This window comes from Microcoleus sp. Pol11C2, from assembly GCF_036701505.1.
Taxonomy (GTDB): Bacteria; Cyanobacteriota; Cyanobacteriia; order Cyanobacteriales; family Microcoleaceae; genus Microcoleus.
Genome location: NZ_JAUBQX010000048.1, coordinates 27,863 through 46,357 on the forward strand (window position 1 = coordinate 27,863; position 18,495 = coordinate 46,357).

The 18,495-nt window shown below is 44.1% G+C and carries 13 protein-coding genes; 4 read left to right on the plus strand and 9 right to left on the minus strand.

Annotated elements, in window-relative coordinates:
• Positions 1 to 458: 458 nt before the first annotated feature.
• The 6 genes from QUA42_RS22020 to QUA42_RS22045 form a co-directional block, all read right to left on the minus strand.
• Positions 459 to 2,366, minus strand: coding sequence for a PAS domain S-box protein (locus QUA42_RS22020; protein ID WP_333140069.1), 1,908 nt, complete (start codon positions 2,364 to 2,366; stop codon positions 459 to 461).
• Positions 2,367 to 4,307 (minus strand): response regulator, encoded by a 1,941-nt coding sequence (locus QUA42_RS22025; protein ID WP_333140071.1) that lies wholly within the window; start codon positions 4,305 to 4,307, stop codon positions 2,367 to 2,369.
• Positions 4,308 to 4,596: 289 nt separating this feature from the next.
• Positions 4,597 to 7,752, minus strand: a complete 3,156-nt coding sequence (locus QUA42_RS22030) for a PAS domain S-box protein (protein WP_333140073.1) — start codon at positions 7,750 to 7,752, stop codon at positions 4,597 to 4,599.
• Positions 7,749 to 8,147 (minus strand): response regulator, encoded by a 399-nt coding sequence (locus tag QUA42_RS22035; RefSeq protein ID WP_333140075.1) that lies wholly within the window; start codon positions 8,145 to 8,147, stop codon positions 7,749 to 7,751. Before QUA42_RS22035 ends, QUA42_RS22030 begins: the two co-directional genes overlap by 4 nt.
• 60 nt (positions 8,148 to 8,207) lie before the next feature.
• The gene (locus tag QUA42_RS22040; RefSeq protein ID WP_333140077.1) at positions 8,208 to 10,751 is read right to left on the minus strand and encodes a CBS domain-containing protein; all 2,544 of its coding nucleotides are present in this window, start codon (positions 10,749 to 10,751) and stop codon (positions 8,208 to 8,210) included.
• 159 nt (positions 10,752 to 10,910) lie between these two features.
• Positions 10,911 to 11,096, minus strand: coding sequence for a hypothetical protein (locus QUA42_RS22045; protein ID WP_333140079.1), 186 nt, complete (start codon positions 11,094 to 11,096; stop codon positions 10,911 to 10,913).
• 1,799 nt (positions 11,097 to 12,895) lie between these two features.
• Between QUA42_RS22045 and sds the strand changes: the two genes are divergently transcribed.
• Positions 12,896 to 13,867, plus strand: coding sequence for a solanesyl diphosphate synthase (sds, locus tag QUA42_RS22050; RefSeq protein ID WP_190658411.1), 972 nt, complete (start codon positions 12,896 to 12,898; stop codon positions 13,865 to 13,867).
• A gap of 97 nt (positions 13,868 to 13,964) precedes the next feature.
• On the opposite strand, the gene QUA42_RS22055 is transcribed toward sds, so the two are convergent.
• Complete coding sequence (locus QUA42_RS22055; RefSeq protein WP_333140081.1) at positions 13,965 to 14,429, minus strand: hypothetical protein; 465 nt, start codon at positions 14,427 to 14,429, stop codon at positions 13,965 to 13,967.
• 673 nt (positions 14,430 to 15,102) lie between these two features.
• Between QUA42_RS22055 and QUA42_RS22060 the strand changes: the two genes are divergently transcribed.
• From QUA42_RS22060 to QUA42_RS22070, 3 genes are all read left to right on the plus strand, one after another.
• On the plus strand, positions 15,103 to 15,453 hold the full coding sequence (locus tag QUA42_RS22060) for a hypothetical protein (RefSeq protein WP_333140083.1): 351 nt from the start codon (positions 15,103 to 15,105) through the stop codon (positions 15,451 to 15,453).
• A gap of 107 nt (positions 15,454 to 15,560) precedes the next feature.
• Positions 15,561 to 17,081: a stress-responsive protein Ycf46 gene (gene ycf46 / locus QUA42_RS22065; RefSeq protein ID WP_190658409.1), complete on the plus strand. Its 1,521-nt coding sequence runs from the start codon at positions 15,561 to 15,563 to the stop codon at positions 17,079 to 17,081.
• A gap of 130 nt (positions 17,082 to 17,211) precedes the next feature.
• Positions 17,212 to 17,565, plus strand: a complete 354-nt coding sequence (locus QUA42_RS22070) for a DUF1257 domain-containing protein (protein ID WP_006635781.1) — start codon at positions 17,212 to 17,214, stop codon at positions 17,563 to 17,565.
• 170 nt (positions 17,566 to 17,735) lie between these two features.
• Here QUA42_RS22070 and QUA42_RS22075 read toward each other — a convergent pair whose 3' ends face one another.
• Together QUA42_RS22075 and QUA42_RS22080 are read right to left on the minus strand one after the other, a co-directional pair.
• Positions 17,736 to 17,885: a hypothetical protein gene (locus QUA42_RS22075; protein WP_333140086.1), complete on the minus strand. Its 150-nt coding sequence runs from the start codon at positions 17,883 to 17,885 to the stop codon at positions 17,736 to 17,738.
• 69 nt (positions 17,886 to 17,954) lie between these two features.
• Positions 17,955 to 18,365: a hypothetical protein gene (locus QUA42_RS22080; RefSeq protein WP_333140088.1), complete on the minus strand. Its 411-nt coding sequence runs from the start codon at positions 18,363 to 18,365 to the stop codon at positions 17,955 to 17,957.
• Positions 18,366 to 18,495: the final 130 nt, after the last annotated feature.

The following is an 18,495-nucleotide window of genomic DNA, read 5'->3' on the forward strand; positions in this document are numbered from 1 at the left end:
TCACTTGGCAGTCTGTCCGAGAACCGGCCAACTGCAAACACATCACAAATCCTTCTCCGCGAACTACTAGGGAAAGTATTGCATCCCAAAGCAAGATGCTCTGGATACAGTTGAAAAAAATTAACAAGTCTTGCGCGCACCGCTGATTTATAAGTTGTATAAGGATAGAGCTACTAGATTTATATTGATAGATTTATCCCTCGATGTCATCAGTGAATATGCTACACTTTATAAGCATTTTTGTAAAGAAAAGATAAAGCTATTTAAAGCTTAAGTAAAGGACGGGTGACAATCAAGCAATTTGGTGACAAGCGCCCGGATTCATCCGTGGATCGAGAAAAAAGCTCCCAATCCTCATCACAAGCCCCCGGATTTATCAGTAAGGTCGCTTTCTTCAATTCTAAAATCTAAATTCTAAAATCTAAAATTGATTTACTGCTTCAAGCGGACTGCTGACTTCACTTTGGTATAGGAATAGAAAAATAAAAAGTCGAGCCTCGATTGGGTTCTGATTCTACCCACAGGCTGCCACCGTGCCGATCGACAATTCTTTGACAAATCGCTAAACCGATACCAGTTCCCGAATACTGTTTTTGGGTGTGCAAGCGCTGAAAAATCTGAAAAATTCGCGGATGGTACTGTGAGGCAATCCCAATACCATTATCCTGCACTGAAAACACCCAGCTCTCCCCCTGATGCGAAGCGTCCACCTGCACCACCGGCGCCTCACTGCTGCGGTACTTAATGGCGTTACCAATTAAATTTTGAAACAGTTGCAGCAGTTGAAAAGAGTCACCTTTTATCCTTGGCAAATTCCCCCTAGTCACTGAAGCTTGATTCTCGCGGATGGCCAAATGCAAATTAGCACAAGCATCCTCAAAAACCCGATTGCAATCTATCATCTCAAAAGGTTTCTGACTGCGACCGACCCGCGAATACTCCAGCAAGTCATCAATCAGCGCCTGCATCCGCTCGCAAGAATGAACAATATTGCGGATAAATTTATTCCCTTGGGCATCAAGTTGGTTGGGAAAGCGTTTTTCTAATAGTTGAGCGTAGCCAGCAATCGTGCTCAAAGGCGCTTGCAAATCGTGAGAAGCCACGTAAGCAAACTGTTCTAGTTCGGCATTAGAACGAGTTAATTCTTGAGCGTAGCGGGTTTGAGTGTCTAAACTCTCTTGCAGTAATTCTTGTACCAGCTTGCGTTCGGAAATATCCTCGATCGCACAAATCAAATACTGCAGCGTCCCCTTGACATCGCGCATTGCCGAAACCGTAACATTTGCCCAGCGCACTGCCTCATCTTTGCATAGCAAACGCTTTTCCACAGAAAAAGTTTGAATCTTCCCGGATAACAGCGAGCGCAGGTATTCTCTGTCCGCTTCTCTGTCATCTGGGTGAGTAATTGCCTCCCAATTTTGCTGTAACAATTCGGATTGTCCATAACGGACAATTTGACAAAAGCCGGGATTTACCCGCATAAATTTACCACAAAGCGCGGTTTTAGCTATGCCGACCGCAGCTTGCTCAAATATCGCGCGGAAGCGTTCTTCGCTGTCTCGTAGGGCAATTTCTGCTCGTTTGCGCTCGGTAATGTTACGAAATGTTACTGCCAGACCATCATTTAATTTGACCGCCACAATGTGCAGCCAAACAATTGTATCACCCTCGTGTTCGTAATAAAATTCTTGGTCTACAGTTTCTCCTGTTTCTACTACAGAAACATACAAATCAAATAACCTTTTATTGCTAACCTGTGAAACTTTGGCTAACAAATTCTTGCCAACTATCTCATGTAATAGCAGACCATAAAATTTTTCAGCGGCAGGGTTGATTAAGAGCCACTGGAAATCTACAATATTTTCCTCACTGTTGCGGACAGCAGAATAAGCCACCACACAGTCTAAGGAACTATTTAATATGCTAGCCAGCAGCGACTGTGACTGTTGCAGTTGATAATTTTGTTCTTTTAACTGCTGTTGCAGTTTTTGCAATCGGACTTGCTTGTCGATGCGCGCTAAAACTTCTTCTACTTGAAATGGTTTAGTAATATAATCGGCGCCTCCTACTCGAAAAGCTTGTAGCTTATCGTTCATTTCATCTAATACGCTTAAAAAAATTACCGGAATTTGTTCAGTTTCTGGTGTCGCTTTCAGTCTCCGACAAACTTCATAACCGTTCATTTCCGGCATTCTAATGTCGAGCAAAATTAAATCTGGGCAATGGGTGAGCGCAACATTCAACGCCAGTTGACCGCAAATAGCTCGATAAACTTGATACCCCTGGGAGGTTAGCAGTTTGGATAAGAACCGCAGATTGCTTGGTTGGTCATCAACCACCAATACTTTAATTTCGCTATTATCCATTTATTTTAAACTCGATTGAGTTAAATCCATTATCTTGTCGAGTCGGTAATCGGCAAGCAAATCTTTTAAAGCCTCAGCTAAAGTTGGATGACTTTCCCAGATGCGATCGACAAGTTGAATCGCCAGCTCTTCATTAACATCATTAGCTGCGTCATAGAGTTCCTTCACCCAGCTTTGAGGCATCTGATCCAGCAGCCCTCCGAAAAATGAATCGGGTTTTTCGTTCACACAATAACGCCGTAAAGCCCCGATCGGGAGTCGGGGCAACTCTTGATAAAGATAGCGCACTCCCAAGTAGCAAGCCATCTTATCAAAAAGGATTTGTTCTTGAAAAGGTTTCCGCACAAAATCGTCGCAACCTGCGGCGATAATTTCGCCTTTTTTTTCCTCAAAAGTGCTAGCAGTCAGAGCAATAATTATAGTTCGCCACTGAGTTTGTTTCTCTTTCGCTCTAATTTTTCGGACAGCTTCAAAACCGTCCATTACTGGCATTCGCGTATCCAGCCAAATTAAATGAGGCTGCCAAGTTTCCCAAAGTTCAACCGCTTGGTAGCCATTTTCCGCTTCTCGGACTTCAAAACCAATTGGTTGCAACATTTTAACCAGCAGCAGCCGATTTTCTTGATTGTCGTCAACTGCTAAAATCCGGTAAACCGGTTGATCTGCTTCTAGTCCGATCACCCGCTGCAATGTCGCCATTGTTATTTCAGACGAAATAGCGGCAAATACTCGGATATTAAATTTAAAACTGGTTCCCTCACCTAAAACACTTTTCACCCAAATATCCCCACCCATTATCTGCACATATTTTTTAGTAATTGTCAAACCCAATCCCGTACCATCAGCAGCTTTTCTCCCGACTTGTGTTTGCACGAAAGCATCAAATAAAGTATCAATTTCTGCTGTTGCTATGCCAACACCCGTATCTTCAACTTCAAACAAAATTAACAACGGCTCGACTGAGGTAGAGTTAGGATGAATTTCCGATTCTGCAGGCTGTGGCTGGTTGCTTTCCACGCTCACGCGCAGCCAAATACGGCCCCCGTCGTGAGTGAATTTCATGGCATTTGCCAGCAGGTTAATTAAGCAAACGCGCAGCTTTTTTTCGTCAGTTTTTATATATTGGGGAACATTTGCCTGGACCGAAAATCTCAGTTGCATTTTTTTTGTTTCAGCTTTGATTTGAAACATTTCTTCGAGAGTGTCGAGGAGTTGATAGAGGTCAAAGCTGCGTTGATCTAAGCCAATTATCCCTGCTTCTATTTTCGACAAGTCTAAAACATCGTTAATTAGTTCCAGCAAATGTTGACCGCTGCGATTAATAATTCGGAGATTTTCGAGATTTTCGTGGCTGAGCAAAGAGTCGCGGCTCATGACTTGGGTAAAACCCAAGATGGCGTTCAGGGGAGTCCGCAATTCGTGGCTCATGTTGGCAACGAATTGACTTTTTGCTAGCGAAGCAGCGGCCGCTTCTTCTTCGGCTTTTTTGCGTTCAATTATTTCTTCTTGCAGTTCTTTATTGCGATCGAGCAATTGTTTTTTCAGTCTCTGGATAGTCAGTTGGTGTTCGATTCGCGCTAAAACTTCTGCTACATGAAACGGTTTTGTGACATAATCAACCCCTCCCACTTGAAAGGCGGTTAGTTTGTCCCATACTTCATCTAAAGCGCTGATAAAAATAACGGGAATGTCGGATGTCTTCGGATCTTCCTTGAGCTGTGTGCACACTTCGTAGCCGTCCATTTCGGGCATTTTGATGTCGAGCAAAATCAAATCGGGAGAACCAGATCGCGCGGCCCTGATTGCCATTTTGCCGTTAATTACGCCGCGGACTTTGTAGCCTCGATCAGACAGCGTTGCTGATAAAACTTGCAAATTTTCTGGAGTATCGTCAACAATTAATATGTTGCCTTTATTTTCTTCTATTTGATTGTTGGTCATCGAGCGCTATTTTTTGTTAATTTAAGAAGTGGTGAAATTATGAAAACTGGTTAAATAATCATTATAGCACTCTCTCCTCAATCAACTCCTTTTATATTTACAGAACTTATCCTAGTTAAAATTGGAGATTTGACCTTAAAGAATGGGGAATGACTGATGATTACCAGGGTGTGGATCTGGCCTACAAGTAAATTAGTCTATCGGCCGCAGGCTAGTTTACAAATAGGCGATCGACCTACATCATCAATAATCCGGAACCTGCCCCTATTATCCCTTGTTATTTCATCCTTCAACAATTTCTAAACTCGTCAATCAAATCGAGAATCCGATCGCACCGGAAGTTATTCGCCAAATCGGCGATCGCGCTGCGGAAACTCGCATTAATAGGAGGAATCGACAACAGCCGAAAAATCTCCTCGTTATCAACCGCATCCGCTGCAGAATACAATTCATCAACCCATTCAGCAGGCATAGCTTCCAAAAATGAAGTATTGAGCGTAAAAGCCAAATCAGCCGTTTCAGTTGCCGTGGAAACCTCGGCGGACACCGCAGCATCAGAACTTAGCCAAGCTTCTCGATCATAAACATAGCGGACTCCCAGATACTTAGCTATCTTTTCCAGAATCACTTGCTCCCGAAAAGGCTTCGCTACAAAATCATCGCAACCAGCAGACAAAATCAGCGATCTCTCCTCATCAAAAGCACTTGCAGTCAGAGCAATAATCACCGTTGCTTGACCTTTCAAATGCGCTTTAATCTGTTTAGTAGCTTCGTAACCGTCCATCACCGGCATCCGCATATCCATCCAAATCAAATGAGGTTCCCAACTCGACCACATTTCCACAGCTTGAACGCCATTTTCAGCTTCCTGCACCGCAAAGCCTAGCGATGTCAGCATTCTGACCAACAGCAAGCGGCTTTCGAGGCGATCGTCAACAGCTAAAATCCGGTATTCTGGCTGTCCGGGTTCCAGACCCACCACTCGGCGAGCTGTTTGAGCCACCTGAATTTCCACTGCATTAGGGAGCCAAACTTTAACATCAAACCTAAAAATGCTGCCGCGACCGAGGGTGCTTGTTACCGTCATCTTCCCTCCCATTAACTTAACGAACTGCTTGCTGATTGGCAAGCCCAAACCTGTTCCTTCTTGAGCTTTTTTACCGCTTTCTGTTTGCGCGAAAGGTTTAAACAAATTCTCCATTTCTTCCGCAGAAATTCCTGAACCAGTGTCTTCCACTTCAAATAGCAAACAGCAACTTTCATTTGGCGAAAACTCTGAGGAATTTTTGTTACTGAGAAGCTCATGTTTGAGTCTCAAATTAACACCCCCTTCCGCAGTAAATTTAATAGCATTTCCTACAACATTGATCAAGACTTGTCGCAATTTGCTTTCGTCAGTTTCTATATATTGAGGTAGATCTGGGGGGCAATCAAAAATTAACTGCAACCCTTTTTTCTCGGCTTGCAGCTTCAGCATATTTTCAGTATTTTTTAGCATTTTGTGCAAGTCGAAGGTGCTGTTATTAAGTGTCACCAGCCCGACTTCAATTTTTGACATTTGCAGAATATTGTTGATCAAAACGAGCAAATGTTCCCCGCTCTGGGTAATAATTCCTAAGTATTGCTGTTGGTCGGCATCGAGGTCTGGGTCGCGGGCTAGCAGTTGGCTAAAACCGAGAATTGCGTTGAGGGGAGTTCGCAATTCGTGGCTCATATTCGAGAGAAATTCGCTTTTTGCCCTGTTCGCTCTGTCGGCTTCTTCTTTGGCTTTTTGCAGGACTATTTCAGCTTGTTTGCGTTCGGTAATATCGCTAGCAGTGCCTGTGGTGCCGATGATGTTTCCTTCAGCGTCCATGCGCGCGATCGCCTTGGTATTTACATCAATCTTTCTGCCGTCTTTTCCTAATACTATATTTTCGTACTGAAACACAGTTTTTCCCGTCAGCAAGCGCTGCTGAAGTTCCCATTTCCAGTCTATTTCTCCTGGGGCTAAGAAATCGCTAAAAGAACACCCGAGCATTTCTTCAGGCTCGTAACCGTATATTTGTTTAACTGCTTGGTTGACAAAAGTAATGTGTCCTTGAGCATTGCAAGACCAGATAATATCTTGGGAAGTTTCAACTAAATGACGGTATTTTTCTTCGCTCTCTGCAAGGGCTATTTCTGCCAGCTTGCGTGGGGTAATGTCCATCAAAGTTGTGAAGAGTTTTGTCACTTGACCTTGTTGGTTGATAACTACTTCTCCTCTGGCTTCAATGTAGCGGATGAAGCCGGCTTCACTTATTTGTGACGGGCAATTATCTGCAGCAATTTTCGGTTCCGGGCGCAGAATTCGATATTCCAAACTGTAAGATTGCCCGCTAGCAATAGCAGTGTCGATCGTTGTTTGCCACTTTTGTCGATCCTCGGGATGCACGTATTGCGAAAACTCAGTTAGTGTTGGCGCAGGCTGGGTTGGATCGAGCCCAAAAATCCGAGATAATTCTTCCGACCAAGTAGTTGTGTTGGCCGATAAATCGCATTCCCAATTACCGACACGGGCGATTCTTTGCGCTGCTGCTAAAGAAGCCGCTACAGCTCGGAGTTTTTCTTCGGCTAATTTGCGATCGCTAATATCTTGAATCACAGAAATCACGCAGGTTTCGCCATGAATGTCAATGATTTCTGCTGACAGCAGCCCGGTTCGGATTTCCCCTGTTTTAGTGCGAAAATCAAATTCGTAGTTGAGAATAATTTGTTTTTCATCTAACATTTTAAACAACTCGGCGCGGGCTTGTATATTTTCCCAAAGATTCAAATCAAGCGCCGTGCGATTGATAATTTCTGCCGCCGAATAACCTATTTTCTGGCAAAAAGCCTCATTAATTTCTAAATAACGACCGTCATTAAATCTGGTAATAGTAATCGGGTTGGGAGAAGAACGAAAAGCTTTAGCAAACTTTTCCTCAGACAATCGCAGTTGTGCAGTCCGCTCCTCGACTAAAGTTTCCAGTTCTTGATTTAGCTTTTGGAGTTGAGCATTTTGTTGCGCTAATTGCTTCTCCCTAAAATAGCTGTTAATCGCTTCTTTTACCGTCAACTTCAAATCTTCTGACTGCCAAGGCTTCGATATATATCGGTACAATTTAGCATATTTAATAGTATTCGCCACTGCTTCTAGGTCTGCTTGCCCCGTCAACATAATTTTGATAGTTTTTGGCGAAATTATGTGAATCTGCTTGAGCAATTCGTCCCCTTTGATATTCGGCATCAGATAGTCGGAAATCACTGCTACGATTTCGCAGCCCTCTGCCAGTAATTCCTCGATTAACTCTAAAGCATCTTCGCCGCCTTCAGCGGTTTCTAATAAGTGTTCTTCCCCCAGGGTTTTTTTTAACTCAATTTTCAAACTTTCAAGAATTATTGGTTCGTCATCCACACAAATAATCACAGGTTTATGGTTCATATTTTTGTCAAACCAGATTTTATAGTTTCTACTAATTCTTTGCGTTCCCATGGCTTGTACAAACAACGGTGCAAGTTTGCTTGCTCTTTCACCCGTGCTATTGCTACTTCGTCTGCTTGCCCAGTCAGCATAACTTTCACAATTTTAGGATATTTTTGGTGAACCATAATCAAAAAATCATCTCCTTTAATCCCTGGCATTAACCAGTCAGACACTATGACTAAAATATCACTTTCATCTTCTTTTTGAATTTCCTCGATAATTTCCAGAGCTTCCTCTGCATTTTCTGCTACTTCATAAAGGTAAGCATCCCCAAATTCTTTTTTAAGTTGAATTTTTAAACTATTTAAGACCACAACTTCATCGTCAACGCACAAAATTACTGGTTTAGCCATAAACCTTTACTGCTATTAAATTTTAAAATTTGGGGCATTTCCCTCTTTTTTTTATTGCTATCAAGGGATTCCGACGGGCAAGGATATAGTAAATTTTGTTTGGCCAGGCACGCTTTCTACTTGCACTTCACCTTGGTGTTTTTCCAGAATTTTTTGAACTATATCTAATCCCAAACCGCTGCCTTCCCCTGGAGGTTTAGTTGTGAAAAACGGCTCAAAAATTCTCGGCATAATCTCTGGAGGAATGCCGGGACCACTGTCGGTAATACTGACTGATATTGCGTTCGCTTGGTGTTTGACATCAATTTTTAACACGCCTTTGTTGCCCATCGCTTGTAAAGCATTGTGAACCAAATTTGTCCAAACTTGATTGAGTTCATCAGGATAGCATAGCATAGAGGGCAAATTAGTACCATAGTTTCTGACTACTTCCACACCGTGTTTGATTTGGTAGTGGTAAAGCGTTAAAACAGTATCAATACCGTCGGTAATATTAGCGATTACTTTGGAACCCGACTGGTCGTAACGAGAGTAGCTTTTTAAAGCAAAAACGATTTTGGCTGCCCTATCTGTAGCAGTTGCAATATTTTTAGTGCTTTTTTGTACCGTAGCAAATTGGTAAGCGGTTTGTACAATGTTTCGACTTTGGTTGTCTTTCAATAAAGGTAAAAAAGGTTCTATATTATTACCGATGCCGATATCTAATAAAGTACAGGCAAGACTGGCGGCGTCGTCAATTTTTTCGGATTCTAATTGCCCCTGCAAAAGTTTTTTTAACTGACGTTTTTCTTTACTAGATAATGTATCTGTTTCTTGGCTGGACTTGTGTAGCAAAGCAAAGAAATCCTGCCGCCGTTCCGGGGATAGTTGTTGAAAAAATATCGGCAACTGCTGCAACTGTTCCGTCCAGAAATCGGCGATGTTCTGCACAGAAGAGCGAATCGCCCCTAAAGGAGAATTGATTTCATGAGCAACTCCGGCAATTAACTGTCCGAGGGCTGCCATTTTTTCTGATTGAATAAGTTCTTTTTGAGTCCGCTTCAGTTCTTCTAATGTATGAGATAACTCTGCATTTTTTTGGCAGAGGGCTGACTCGGCTATTTTGCGGGCGTTGATGTTGCGGGCAACCCAAATGACTGCATCTTTTGAGAATAGAGAAATGCAGGCAGAAAACCAAATTTCGCGATCACAAACTGTTAAGCTGTAGTCAAAATTTATAGTTTGTTGGGTTTCTAAAACTTGCTGAACTAACACCCACCAATCATCCGGGTTGTTATCGTCAAGAAAATGTTCTATAGTCAAGCTGACTATATCGCAATCAGGCTCAGACACCGCTGCCACATTCGTTGGCAAAATTTCTATGTTCCGCTGAATGTCTAGCACGAGAACTATGTCGGTCATTGCTTCAAAAACGGCGCGGACTTTCCTTTCAGAAAAGTGCAATTTTTCTTCGAGGAGTTTTCGACCGCTAATTTGTTGCTGCAATTCTTCGTTACTGGCTGCTAGTTGAACTGTGCGGTCTAGAACTCGCTGTTCGAGTTCAGTGTTGAGGCGGCGAACTTCAGCTTCAGCCGTGGTGCGGTCTTGTATTTCCTTTTTTAACTGACTGTTGGCATTAATTAATTCTAAAGTTCGCTGTTTTATTTGTTCTTCCAAATTGTCATTTAAAATTCGCAATTTTTCTTCGACTTCTGTTCTCCGCAACGCTTCTTTTTGCAATTCTTCGTTCATTTTGTTCAACTCCTGAATTTTGTCGGCAACTGTTTCCTGCAAAAGCTCGACATTTGCGTGCATTTCTACCGGATCTAAAGCCTGCAGCAGGCTAATTTCAGTCACAATTCCGGCTAAATATCCTTCCTCGTCCACCACCACTAAGCGCCGGATGCTGTGCTGCTGCATTAACTGGTGAGCCTGCCACAAGGTGGCTTTTACCTGCAACGGTATCAGCGGAAAACTCATCCTGGCGGTGATGGGAGTACGTGCGAAATCTAGTCCAGAAGCTTGGAATTTAACAATGTCGCGTTCTGTAATTATGCCCACAGGTTTCTGATTTTTGTTGTCGCTGTCAGTGCAAATGACTATGCAGCTTTTCCGCTGGCTTCTCATCTGTTTTGCGACTTCTAAAACTGAGGCGCTGCTTGAGGTAACTATTACTTGTGTGGTCATAATTTCTTCGGCCCGCCACATTTTCAGCAAGTCGGCCGGTTTGAGGATTTGACGGATGCTTTCGCAGGTGATAGCGCCTAGCAACTTGCCACCTTCGTCTAGGAGGGGTAAATGTCGGATTCTTTTCGATCGCAATATGCTCAATACCTTGAAGATATTTCCCGCTTGATCGAGGGAAATAGCGATCGGATTTTCAGTCATCACCTCAGAAATTGCCACCCCTGCTAGCGGTATTTCGCTAGCAGTTATTTTCACAACATCGCGTTCTGTAAAAATTCCCAGCAATTGCTGCTCAAACGCGATTAAAATGCAACTGGCACTCGCCTGAGTCATGGCAGCAATTGCGACTTTCAAGGGTGTGTCTGGAGGTAGCACCGGTGGTTTGGGGTCGATCGCCTGTTCTAGCAATCTTTGGGTATCAGAAACTGTTGTTGACATTGGCAAATCAAGGGGGATAGATGCAGGCGGAACCGGCACTTAATACCATTTTAGATTTCAGATTGTACACTCGCAGTACGCTAACCGCAATCGAGATTTGACATCGGTCTAAAGTTGCATTTTTAGTCGCACCTTGGTATGATTTTTAGTGCGATCCTGCTAAACGGCGATCGGAATTAACACCATACACGTCCTTTGACCGATAACTGATGTTACTTCTATTTTACCCGAATGTTTTTCCACACTTTTTTTAACAATCTCCCGTCCCCAGCCGCTGCCTTCGTCGGCGGGTTTTGTGATAAAGAACGTAGCACATATTTGTGGCCAAATTCCCGGGTAATTCACTTGCCACTGACGAGCAGGCGCTGATTTTCTGCTCTAACCTCTACTTTTAAAAGTCGGCAATTCTCTATCGCTTATAAACCAATACTCCGGACAGTTTTTGGAACGATACTACAAGCCTTACAGGGCAAGCATCATAAAAAAGTCGAATTAAATGCAAGTCACTGGTATAGGTGACATTGATTTAATTATCCACGCTCGCCTCAAAGTCAAGCGAGAATAAGCCATTGGGCCATAGAAAAAGTGTCCGGACTATTGATAAACCATTCTGCATCATATTTAAGGAAACTTGTTTGAGTTCGTCGGGATTACACAACAATTTAGGCAGTGTAGCTTGAGAATTTCTGACAACTTATACTCGGGTTTTTAGTTTTTTTAATCAAAAGTTAATAGATTTTTAATGGGGGTCATTAATAGTGGCACTTACTTTTATACCATACAGTTATATCGGAAAAAAATTGAAATTCAAAATTACTTGTGGGTCTCTCCCTAGCAAATTATTTTATTGATAACCTGTGAATAAATGACAGAGACTATCTGCCTGAATCAGCCATTTAAGCACCCTTTGATGAAATGGCTGATGGTCGTGCAATTTTCTGTATTCCTTCTGTTGAGAAAGCAGGTTGATCACTTCAGAAAATTCGCGTTTTATTTCTGTAAGTTCTTGCCCTACAAAATAGGAATATTGAGATTTTTGGCACAATAACCGACAACTTCAAACTCAGCATTTTTGAGAGCACTTTAATAGCTTTCTCGGAACATGGGCCTGCTTTCCCTGAGATGAAACTTGCTGTGAGCGATACAAGCTGCTACTAAATATAATATCCTGCCTCAGAGACTGTTGGCATTGAACATCGATAACTGTAGCTATGTGTTGCAGTAACTAGCAGCCCAGAAAATCACAGTGCCCGCAATTGTAAATAATAACCCTGCCTTTGCGCGCAAGCATTCAAGGCAGGGTTATTATTGAGTATTCCGAGTTCTCAAGGGTGAAGCGAGAGCGCTGCTGCCTACTTCGGCTGCCCAGCAATGCACTACTCGCCCAATCGAGTGATTTTAGCGCTGCGTTCGGCCAACATCAGCACTACATAAATAGTCATTACATAGCCGGCGGCCAGAATGGGAATAATTAGAGGAATATCACGATAAATCATAGTTAGAACCAAAAGTCAAGGACGAGGAGGAGCAGGACAAGTTCAAGACCTACTACATTAAGTCAGCACGCAAGACCATGCCTTGGTTCTGAAGGCTGTTTTTTCATATCAAGCCTACGGGAACATTTAGGCGTTCCCGGTCATCAATAATGATTTACTGCTTTACAGATGCTTAAACAGCCTAAAACCATCCACTTTAGCTGCTTTGAGCTACCGTGCACATAAGATGCGCTACTCTTAACTTCTGAAAACTTTTAGCCGCGAGGAACTAAAAATCTGTCCCAGAAATTTTGGCTGCGATCGACTAGCAAGGCTGGCTCTACGAAACTTTTACAGGCACCTAAAAGCTACCTGCCAGTCTGGCTGTACTTAATGTATAGAATTGTTTAAATCCTTAATACCCATAATAACACAGGGTTTCTGGGATTTAGAGATTTTTTGGCAGTGTCCTTAACAATTCGATACAATAGGGGCAACCCCTCTGACAGCAGGCGACTCGCCCCTGGCAGGCGGGTGACTCCCATCGGCTGGCAGATGACAAATAACTGCCGATCGCATAGATTTTTCTTTTCTATTGCAGAGAATTACCTTAAAATAAAGATATGATATGTAAAATTTTGTTAATTTACGGCTTGAGTCGGCGTATCCATGATCTCTAGCACTCTCCTATTTTCCTCGGTTGAAGAAGACCTGCGACTGTTGACAGAAAACTTAAAACAGTTAGTGGGTGCCCGTCATCCCATCTTGTACGCGGCTGCAGAATACTTATTCGGCACAAAGGGAAAACGAGTGAGACCCGCAATTGTTCTGTTGATGGCCAAGGCGACTATGCCCGATCGGGAAATCACGGAAAAACACCGCCGGCTCGCTGAAATCACGGAAATGATCCATACAGCTAGTCTCGTACACGACGACGTGGTGGACGAGTCGGATCTGCGGCGGGGAGTGCCGACGGTTCACAGTCGGTTTAACAACCGAGTGGCAGTATTGGCGGGAGATTTTCTGTTTGCTCAATCTTCCTGGCATTTGGCAAATCTAGACAACCTGCCAGTAGTCAAACTGCTTTCAGAAGTGATTATGGATTTAGCTGAGGGGGAAATTCAACAGGGACTCAATGGATTTGACACCAGCTTGTCGATCGAAGCGTACCTCGAAAAAAGTTATTACAAAACAGCGTCTTTAATTGCCAACAGTTCCAAAGCAGCGGGCTGTTTGAGCGAAGTTTCAGCGGAAATAGCAGACGATTTGTACAACTACGGTCGCAACATTGGTTTGGCATTCCAAATAGTAGATGATATATTAGATTTCACCGCTTCAACGGAAACTTTGGGGAAACCTGCAGGCTCGGATCTCAGAAGCGGTAATCTGACAGCACCAGCACTATTTGCCCTAGAAGAAAAACCTTACTTGGAAGTTCTCATAGAACGCGAATTTGCCCAAGAAGGAGATATAGAGCAGGCCCTGGCACTGGTAGAAGATTCTAAAGGCATAGAGCGATCGCGAGAACTAGCCACAAATCACGCACAGAAAGCCGTCGAATACTTAGCTGCGCTGCCTCATTCAGAGTCCCGTCAAGCTTTGATTGATTTGGCTGAATACGTTTTGAGTAGACTTTATTAGAGGTTAAAAAGTTACATTTTATTGGTAATAGGGAATTGGTAATGGGTAATTCCCCATTCCTAATGCCCTGTTACCAATTAATAGAAAATTGAGTTGTTTAGGCAATATCCGGCGGTGGAGCCGATCGATACTGTTGCAAGTAAACGTTAATTAAACTCTGTACTTGCTCGCGAGGAATTTCCGTCCCGACTTCCTGATTCCCGGGACTTTCAAAAAAAACAATGCTGTCAAGACCTTCAAGAGCTATCATCTGAAATAAAATGTGAGTGACAGGCAAAAGCACCGGTCTGAGGCGATCGCCCCCAGCAGCCGCAGCCTGCGACGCATCTTTAATACTATTCCAAGCATAAATCACCCTCTTCTCCCGTCCCGGTTGCTTGAGATTGCTCAAAACCACGATCGCCCAACTTTGGTCTACCGCTTGCAGGATCGAGTATTCGAGGTGCTGTAGCTGTTGGGCAATTAACACCAGTGCCGGGGCGATCGCCTTTAAGATTTGTGGCGTAGAACCGTCGGGCGGAGCTTTTTCGATCAATGCTTGAATCTGTTGGTCTAAATCCATCAGTCAGTTCTTTGATATCTAAAATTAAAAATTTCAGGTTAGCAGGTCCGCATCCAAGTATATATTACCCAGCACTGCCCTATTAAAGATAAGCTGACACCCATCTAATTTTAATATTTAGCAGCCTAGAGTCCTTGTTGCGAGCATGGGGGCAAAAAAATTAATTGCGTAACAGCTTACACAATGTCATCCAAAAAGTCTAACCATAGGGTGCTGAGCGCTAGCGCTGTCAAGGTGTGTTAAATCTGAGCCCGATAAAAACCCGAAAACGGTTATTTCACGTTCGGATTTTGCACACTTAAAGCTATAAAAACTGTTTGGGGGAGTTTGGTTTCAAAATCAAAACGCCCAAAGTTAGTAACCTCATGAGCGGGCTGAGTGCTGATGGCGCACCTTACCCCAGATGGTGGCTCAAAGGATTTGTTGGCCCTACTCCTATATATCTATTGTTCATATCTATAGTTGGTCGATCGTCCTTGACGCTACCCCTGCCTGCCGCTGCACATCGGCCTCATCAGCTACACACCCAGCTTTTTCGTTGTTAACAGCCCCAGAGTTACCTCTAATGTAACGAAATATTACAAGATGACGCTAAAGCAGCATAGAGGCTTGACAGCAAAGAATTAAGCGGCTAATCTGATATACATACCCGGGTAAGTCAATTCACTGTCATATGCAAGAAAAGCAAAAAGTTACATTGTATCTTCCACCAGAACTGCATCGCCAGCTCAAAATCCGAGCCGCAGTCGAAACTGAACCGATGTCATCAATTGCAGAAAGGGCAATTGTCTTCTACCTAGGAAATCCCGAACTGGTTGACGAAGTAGAAGCCTCCTACGGACAAACCCATCGGGTATACAACTGTCCAGAATGCACGAGTTCAGTAGTAATGCGAGATGGAGAACTGGCATCCGTAACAAGTCAGCCGAGCGTATTGGCTGAACAGGATCTTCCAGTAAAGCAGGTGTCGGGCGTCGGCGCGAGCACGGCCAAACCGGGAGAGGAAGAATTGGTTCCCTGCTAAGAATGCCTTGCTTCCCCAAAAAGCTAAAACTGAAATTTTCAGTAATAGGGCGAAGGGCAGCATTGAGATTCAGCAAAGATAGCACCGTCTCTAGTGGGTCGAGGACTATGCAAGAAGAGATCAGTATTCTAATCCAAGCTCAATATCCTCTGATCTACCTCGTGACATCCGAGGAAGAGCGGTGTGAGCAAGCAATTTCGACAATAGCTCAAGCAAAACCACAGCGACGAGTATTTATCTGGACTGTAACTCACGGCATTGTGGAGTATGGTCAACCCCGCACCACCACCCAGCACAACACCGTCTCGCCAGAGGCAGCAATTGAATGGGTGATCAGGCAGCGAGAACCCAACACTAACGCTAGCATCTACATTTTCAAAGATTTGCATCCTTTTATAGATTCTCCTCCGGTAACGAGGTGGTTGCGCGATGCGATCGCCAACTTCAAAGGAACGCAAAAGACAATTATACTGATGTCTCCTTTGCAGCAAATTCCGATCGAGCTAGAAAAGGAAGTAGTGGTATTAGACTTCGCGTTGCCAGACATGAAGGAACTAAACCAAGTATTGTCTGGTCAGTTGGAGCAAACGAAATCGCGACGCATTACCACAGAAGCGCGAGAAAAACTTTTAAAAGCAGCCTTGGGATTGACCAAGGACGAAGCTGAAAAAGTTTATCGCAAAGCCCAAGTTTCGACGGGGCGCCTCACAGAAGAAGAAGTAGACATAGTTCTTTCGGAGAAAAAGCAATTAATTCGGCGCAACGGCATTCTAGAGTTCATTGAAGAAGACGAAACCCTGGATGCAGTCGGCGGTTTAGAAGAGCTGAAGCGGTGGCTGAGACAGCGTTCCAACGCCTTTACAGAAAGGGCGAGAGAATACGGTCTGCCCCAACCAAAAGGGATGTTAATTCTCGGGGTACCGGGATGCGGAAAATCGCTGATTGCCAAGACCACCTCCCGCCTCTGGGGACTGCCCCTGCTGAGGCTAGATATGGGTAGAGTCTACGACGGCTCGATGGTGGGTCGATCGGAAGCCAACCTCCGCAATGCGCTCAAAACCGCAGAATCCATCTCTCCAGCCCTCCTGTTCATCGACGAGCTAGACAAAGCCTTTGCAGGGGGCACTGGTTCCGCCGACTCAGACGGAGGCACCTCCAGCCGGATTTTCGGTTCCTTCCTCACTTGGATGCAAGAAAAGACTTCCCCAGTCTTCGTAATGGCAACAGCCAACCGAATCGAGCGGTTGCCGGGAGAATTCTTGAGGAAAGGCCGATTCGACGAACTCTTCTTTGTTGATCTGCCTACAAAAGAAGAACGCCAAGATATATTTAAGATTCACCTGTCAAAGCGGCGTCGGGAAATTACTCGCTTCGATTTAGAGCAACTTTCCAATGTTTCCGAGGGCTTTTCAGGTGCAGAGATTGAGCAAGCGCTAGTAGCCGCAATGTACGAAGCCTTCGCTCAAGATCGAGAGTTTACGCAGCTAGACATCATCGCGGCCATTAAATCTACAATGCCACTGTCTAAAACAATGACCGAACAGGTCACCGCCCTTCGAGATTGGGCTAGACAGCGTGCACGGCCCGCTGCGTCTTCCGTCGCTGAATACCAGCGAATGGAATTCTAAAAGCTTTCTCCTGGTCCAAACAGGAGCAAAGGCTAGCAACAGCTAGCAGTTCGATTCAAGAGCCGCCCAGCGGCACCGTTAAATCCAGACCGTTGTTGTTTCTCTCTCAGTTTTATTAGGAGGAAATCCAATGTCTCACTTTAGCACACTGCGTACCAAAATCACCGATGCCGAAATCCTGAAAGCTTCTCTGCGCGACTTGGGCATTTCAGTCAAGTCAGAAGCTGATGTTCGTGGCTATAACGGTCAGCGCGTTCGCTCCGACATCGTGGCGATTCTCGAAGGCGAATATGACCTAGGTTGGTCTCGCAATAGCGATGGTTCCTTTGACCTGATTGCCGACCTCTGGGGCGTCGCCAAAAAACACAATCAAACTGAGTTAATCAACTCCATCAACCAGAAGTACGCCGTTAACAAGACCTTGGCCGCAGTCAAGCAGCGCGGTTTGCAAAATGCCAACGTTAAGCTGGTAGTGCAAAACTAATTGAACTGCAGGTTTCCAAGCTCGCGGGTTAACCACACAAACGGGTTAACCCGTTTTTTGATCGCTAGGATGTAGAGGGGGGTCTTTGGGCCGCCACATACTTTTTTAGCACCCCCAAGCAGCAGCTTTCAGGTTGAAAACTGCTGCTTTATGCTTTAATGGTCGGCTACCTAATGCTTCGGGCAATCGTCGATCGTTTGTTGATAAATTTCAAGTATTCGATCGACTTTCCGTTCCCAATCAAAATGCTGCCGAACTCGTTCCCGTCCCGCACAACCCATACTATGCAGCAATTCTGGTGAAGGAGCGAGCTTGAGCATCGCATCTGTCGATCCCTTGACAAATCCTTATTTAGGGTTTGCTGAATAAGCGATCGCAAACTAGCCCTGTCAAGGTGACTGCCGAGCCTGGTCTAAAAGCCTTGCTGTAGAAAGATGACGATGACGTGAGTTCACAATCAAAGGGGGTTTCTTCTTTTTGGGGGAGCGTGGCTGCTTCAGGAAATACTTCAAATTCACTCGGGCAGCAAAATCCAACAAAAAATCAGCTAATTGAGATAGAGACCAAGCCTGGATAAATGACCAATTATCAGGTTCACAGGCTATAGTCATTCCTCGATAAGTGCCTTGAATTTCATCAACCAAGTATAATTCTGAAAGACTCGACTGAATTTTACCGACACCATGTACACTGCCGAGAGTTCTTCGGACAACAGCTAAAATATTGTAAGAAACTTTCTTCGAGGCAAAAAGAAAATAAAGCAGCTTTCGGATAACCCAAGGTTTGAATTTCGCCCTCAAAGTTCTTAGTTACGACTTAAAATAGAGTTTCAACACTCCAACGTCCTCGATATATATAGCAATCCTAAATCATTATCATGAGTACGGTACAATTATATGCAATACTTGATTATGACAAAAAAAATGAATA

Bases quoted from the DNA above. Each gene is read 5' to 3' on its own strand.
- sds (WP_190658411.1), top strand. From the start codon at position 12,896: ATGATCTCTAGCACTCTCCTATTTTCCTCGGTTGAAGAAGACCTGCGA.
- QUA42_RS22035 (WP_333140075.1), bottom strand. From the start codon at position 8,147: ATGGCTAAACCAGTAATTTTGTGCGTTGACGATGAAGTTGTGGTCTTA.
- QUA42_RS22030 (WP_333140073.1), bottom strand. From the start codon at position 7,752: ATGAACCATAAACCTGTGATTATTTGTGTGGATGACGAACCAATAATT.
- QUA42_RS22025 (WP_333140071.1), bottom strand. From the start codon at position 4,307: ATGACCAACAATCAAATAGAAGAAAATAAAGGCAACATATTAATTGTT.
- QUA42_RS22060 (WP_333140083.1), top strand. From the start codon at position 15,103: ATGCAAGAAAAGCAAAAAGTTACATTGTATCTTCCACCAGAACTGCAT.
- QUA42_RS22075 (WP_333140086.1), bottom strand. From the start codon at position 17,885: ATGCTCAAGCTCGCTCCTTCACCAGAATTGCTGCATAGTATGGGTTGT.
- QUA42_RS22040 (WP_333140077.1), bottom strand. From the start codon at position 10,751: ATGTCAACAACAGTTTCTGATACCCAAAGATTGCTAGAACAGGCGATC.
- QUA42_RS22070 (WP_006635781.1), top strand. From the start codon at position 17,212: ATGTCTCACTTTAGCACACTGCGTACCAAAATCACCGATGCCGAAATC.
- QUA42_RS22055 (WP_333140081.1), bottom strand. From the start codon at position 14,429: ATGGATTTAGACCAACAGATTCAAGCATTGATCGAAAAAGCTCCGCCC.
- ycf46 (WP_190658409.1), top strand. From the start codon at position 15,561: ATGCAAGAAGAGATCAGTATTCTAATCCAAGCTCAATATCCTCTGATC.
- QUA42_RS22020 (WP_333140069.1), bottom strand. From the start codon at position 2,366: ATGGATAATAGCGAAATTAAAGTATTGGTGGTTGATGACCAACCAAGC.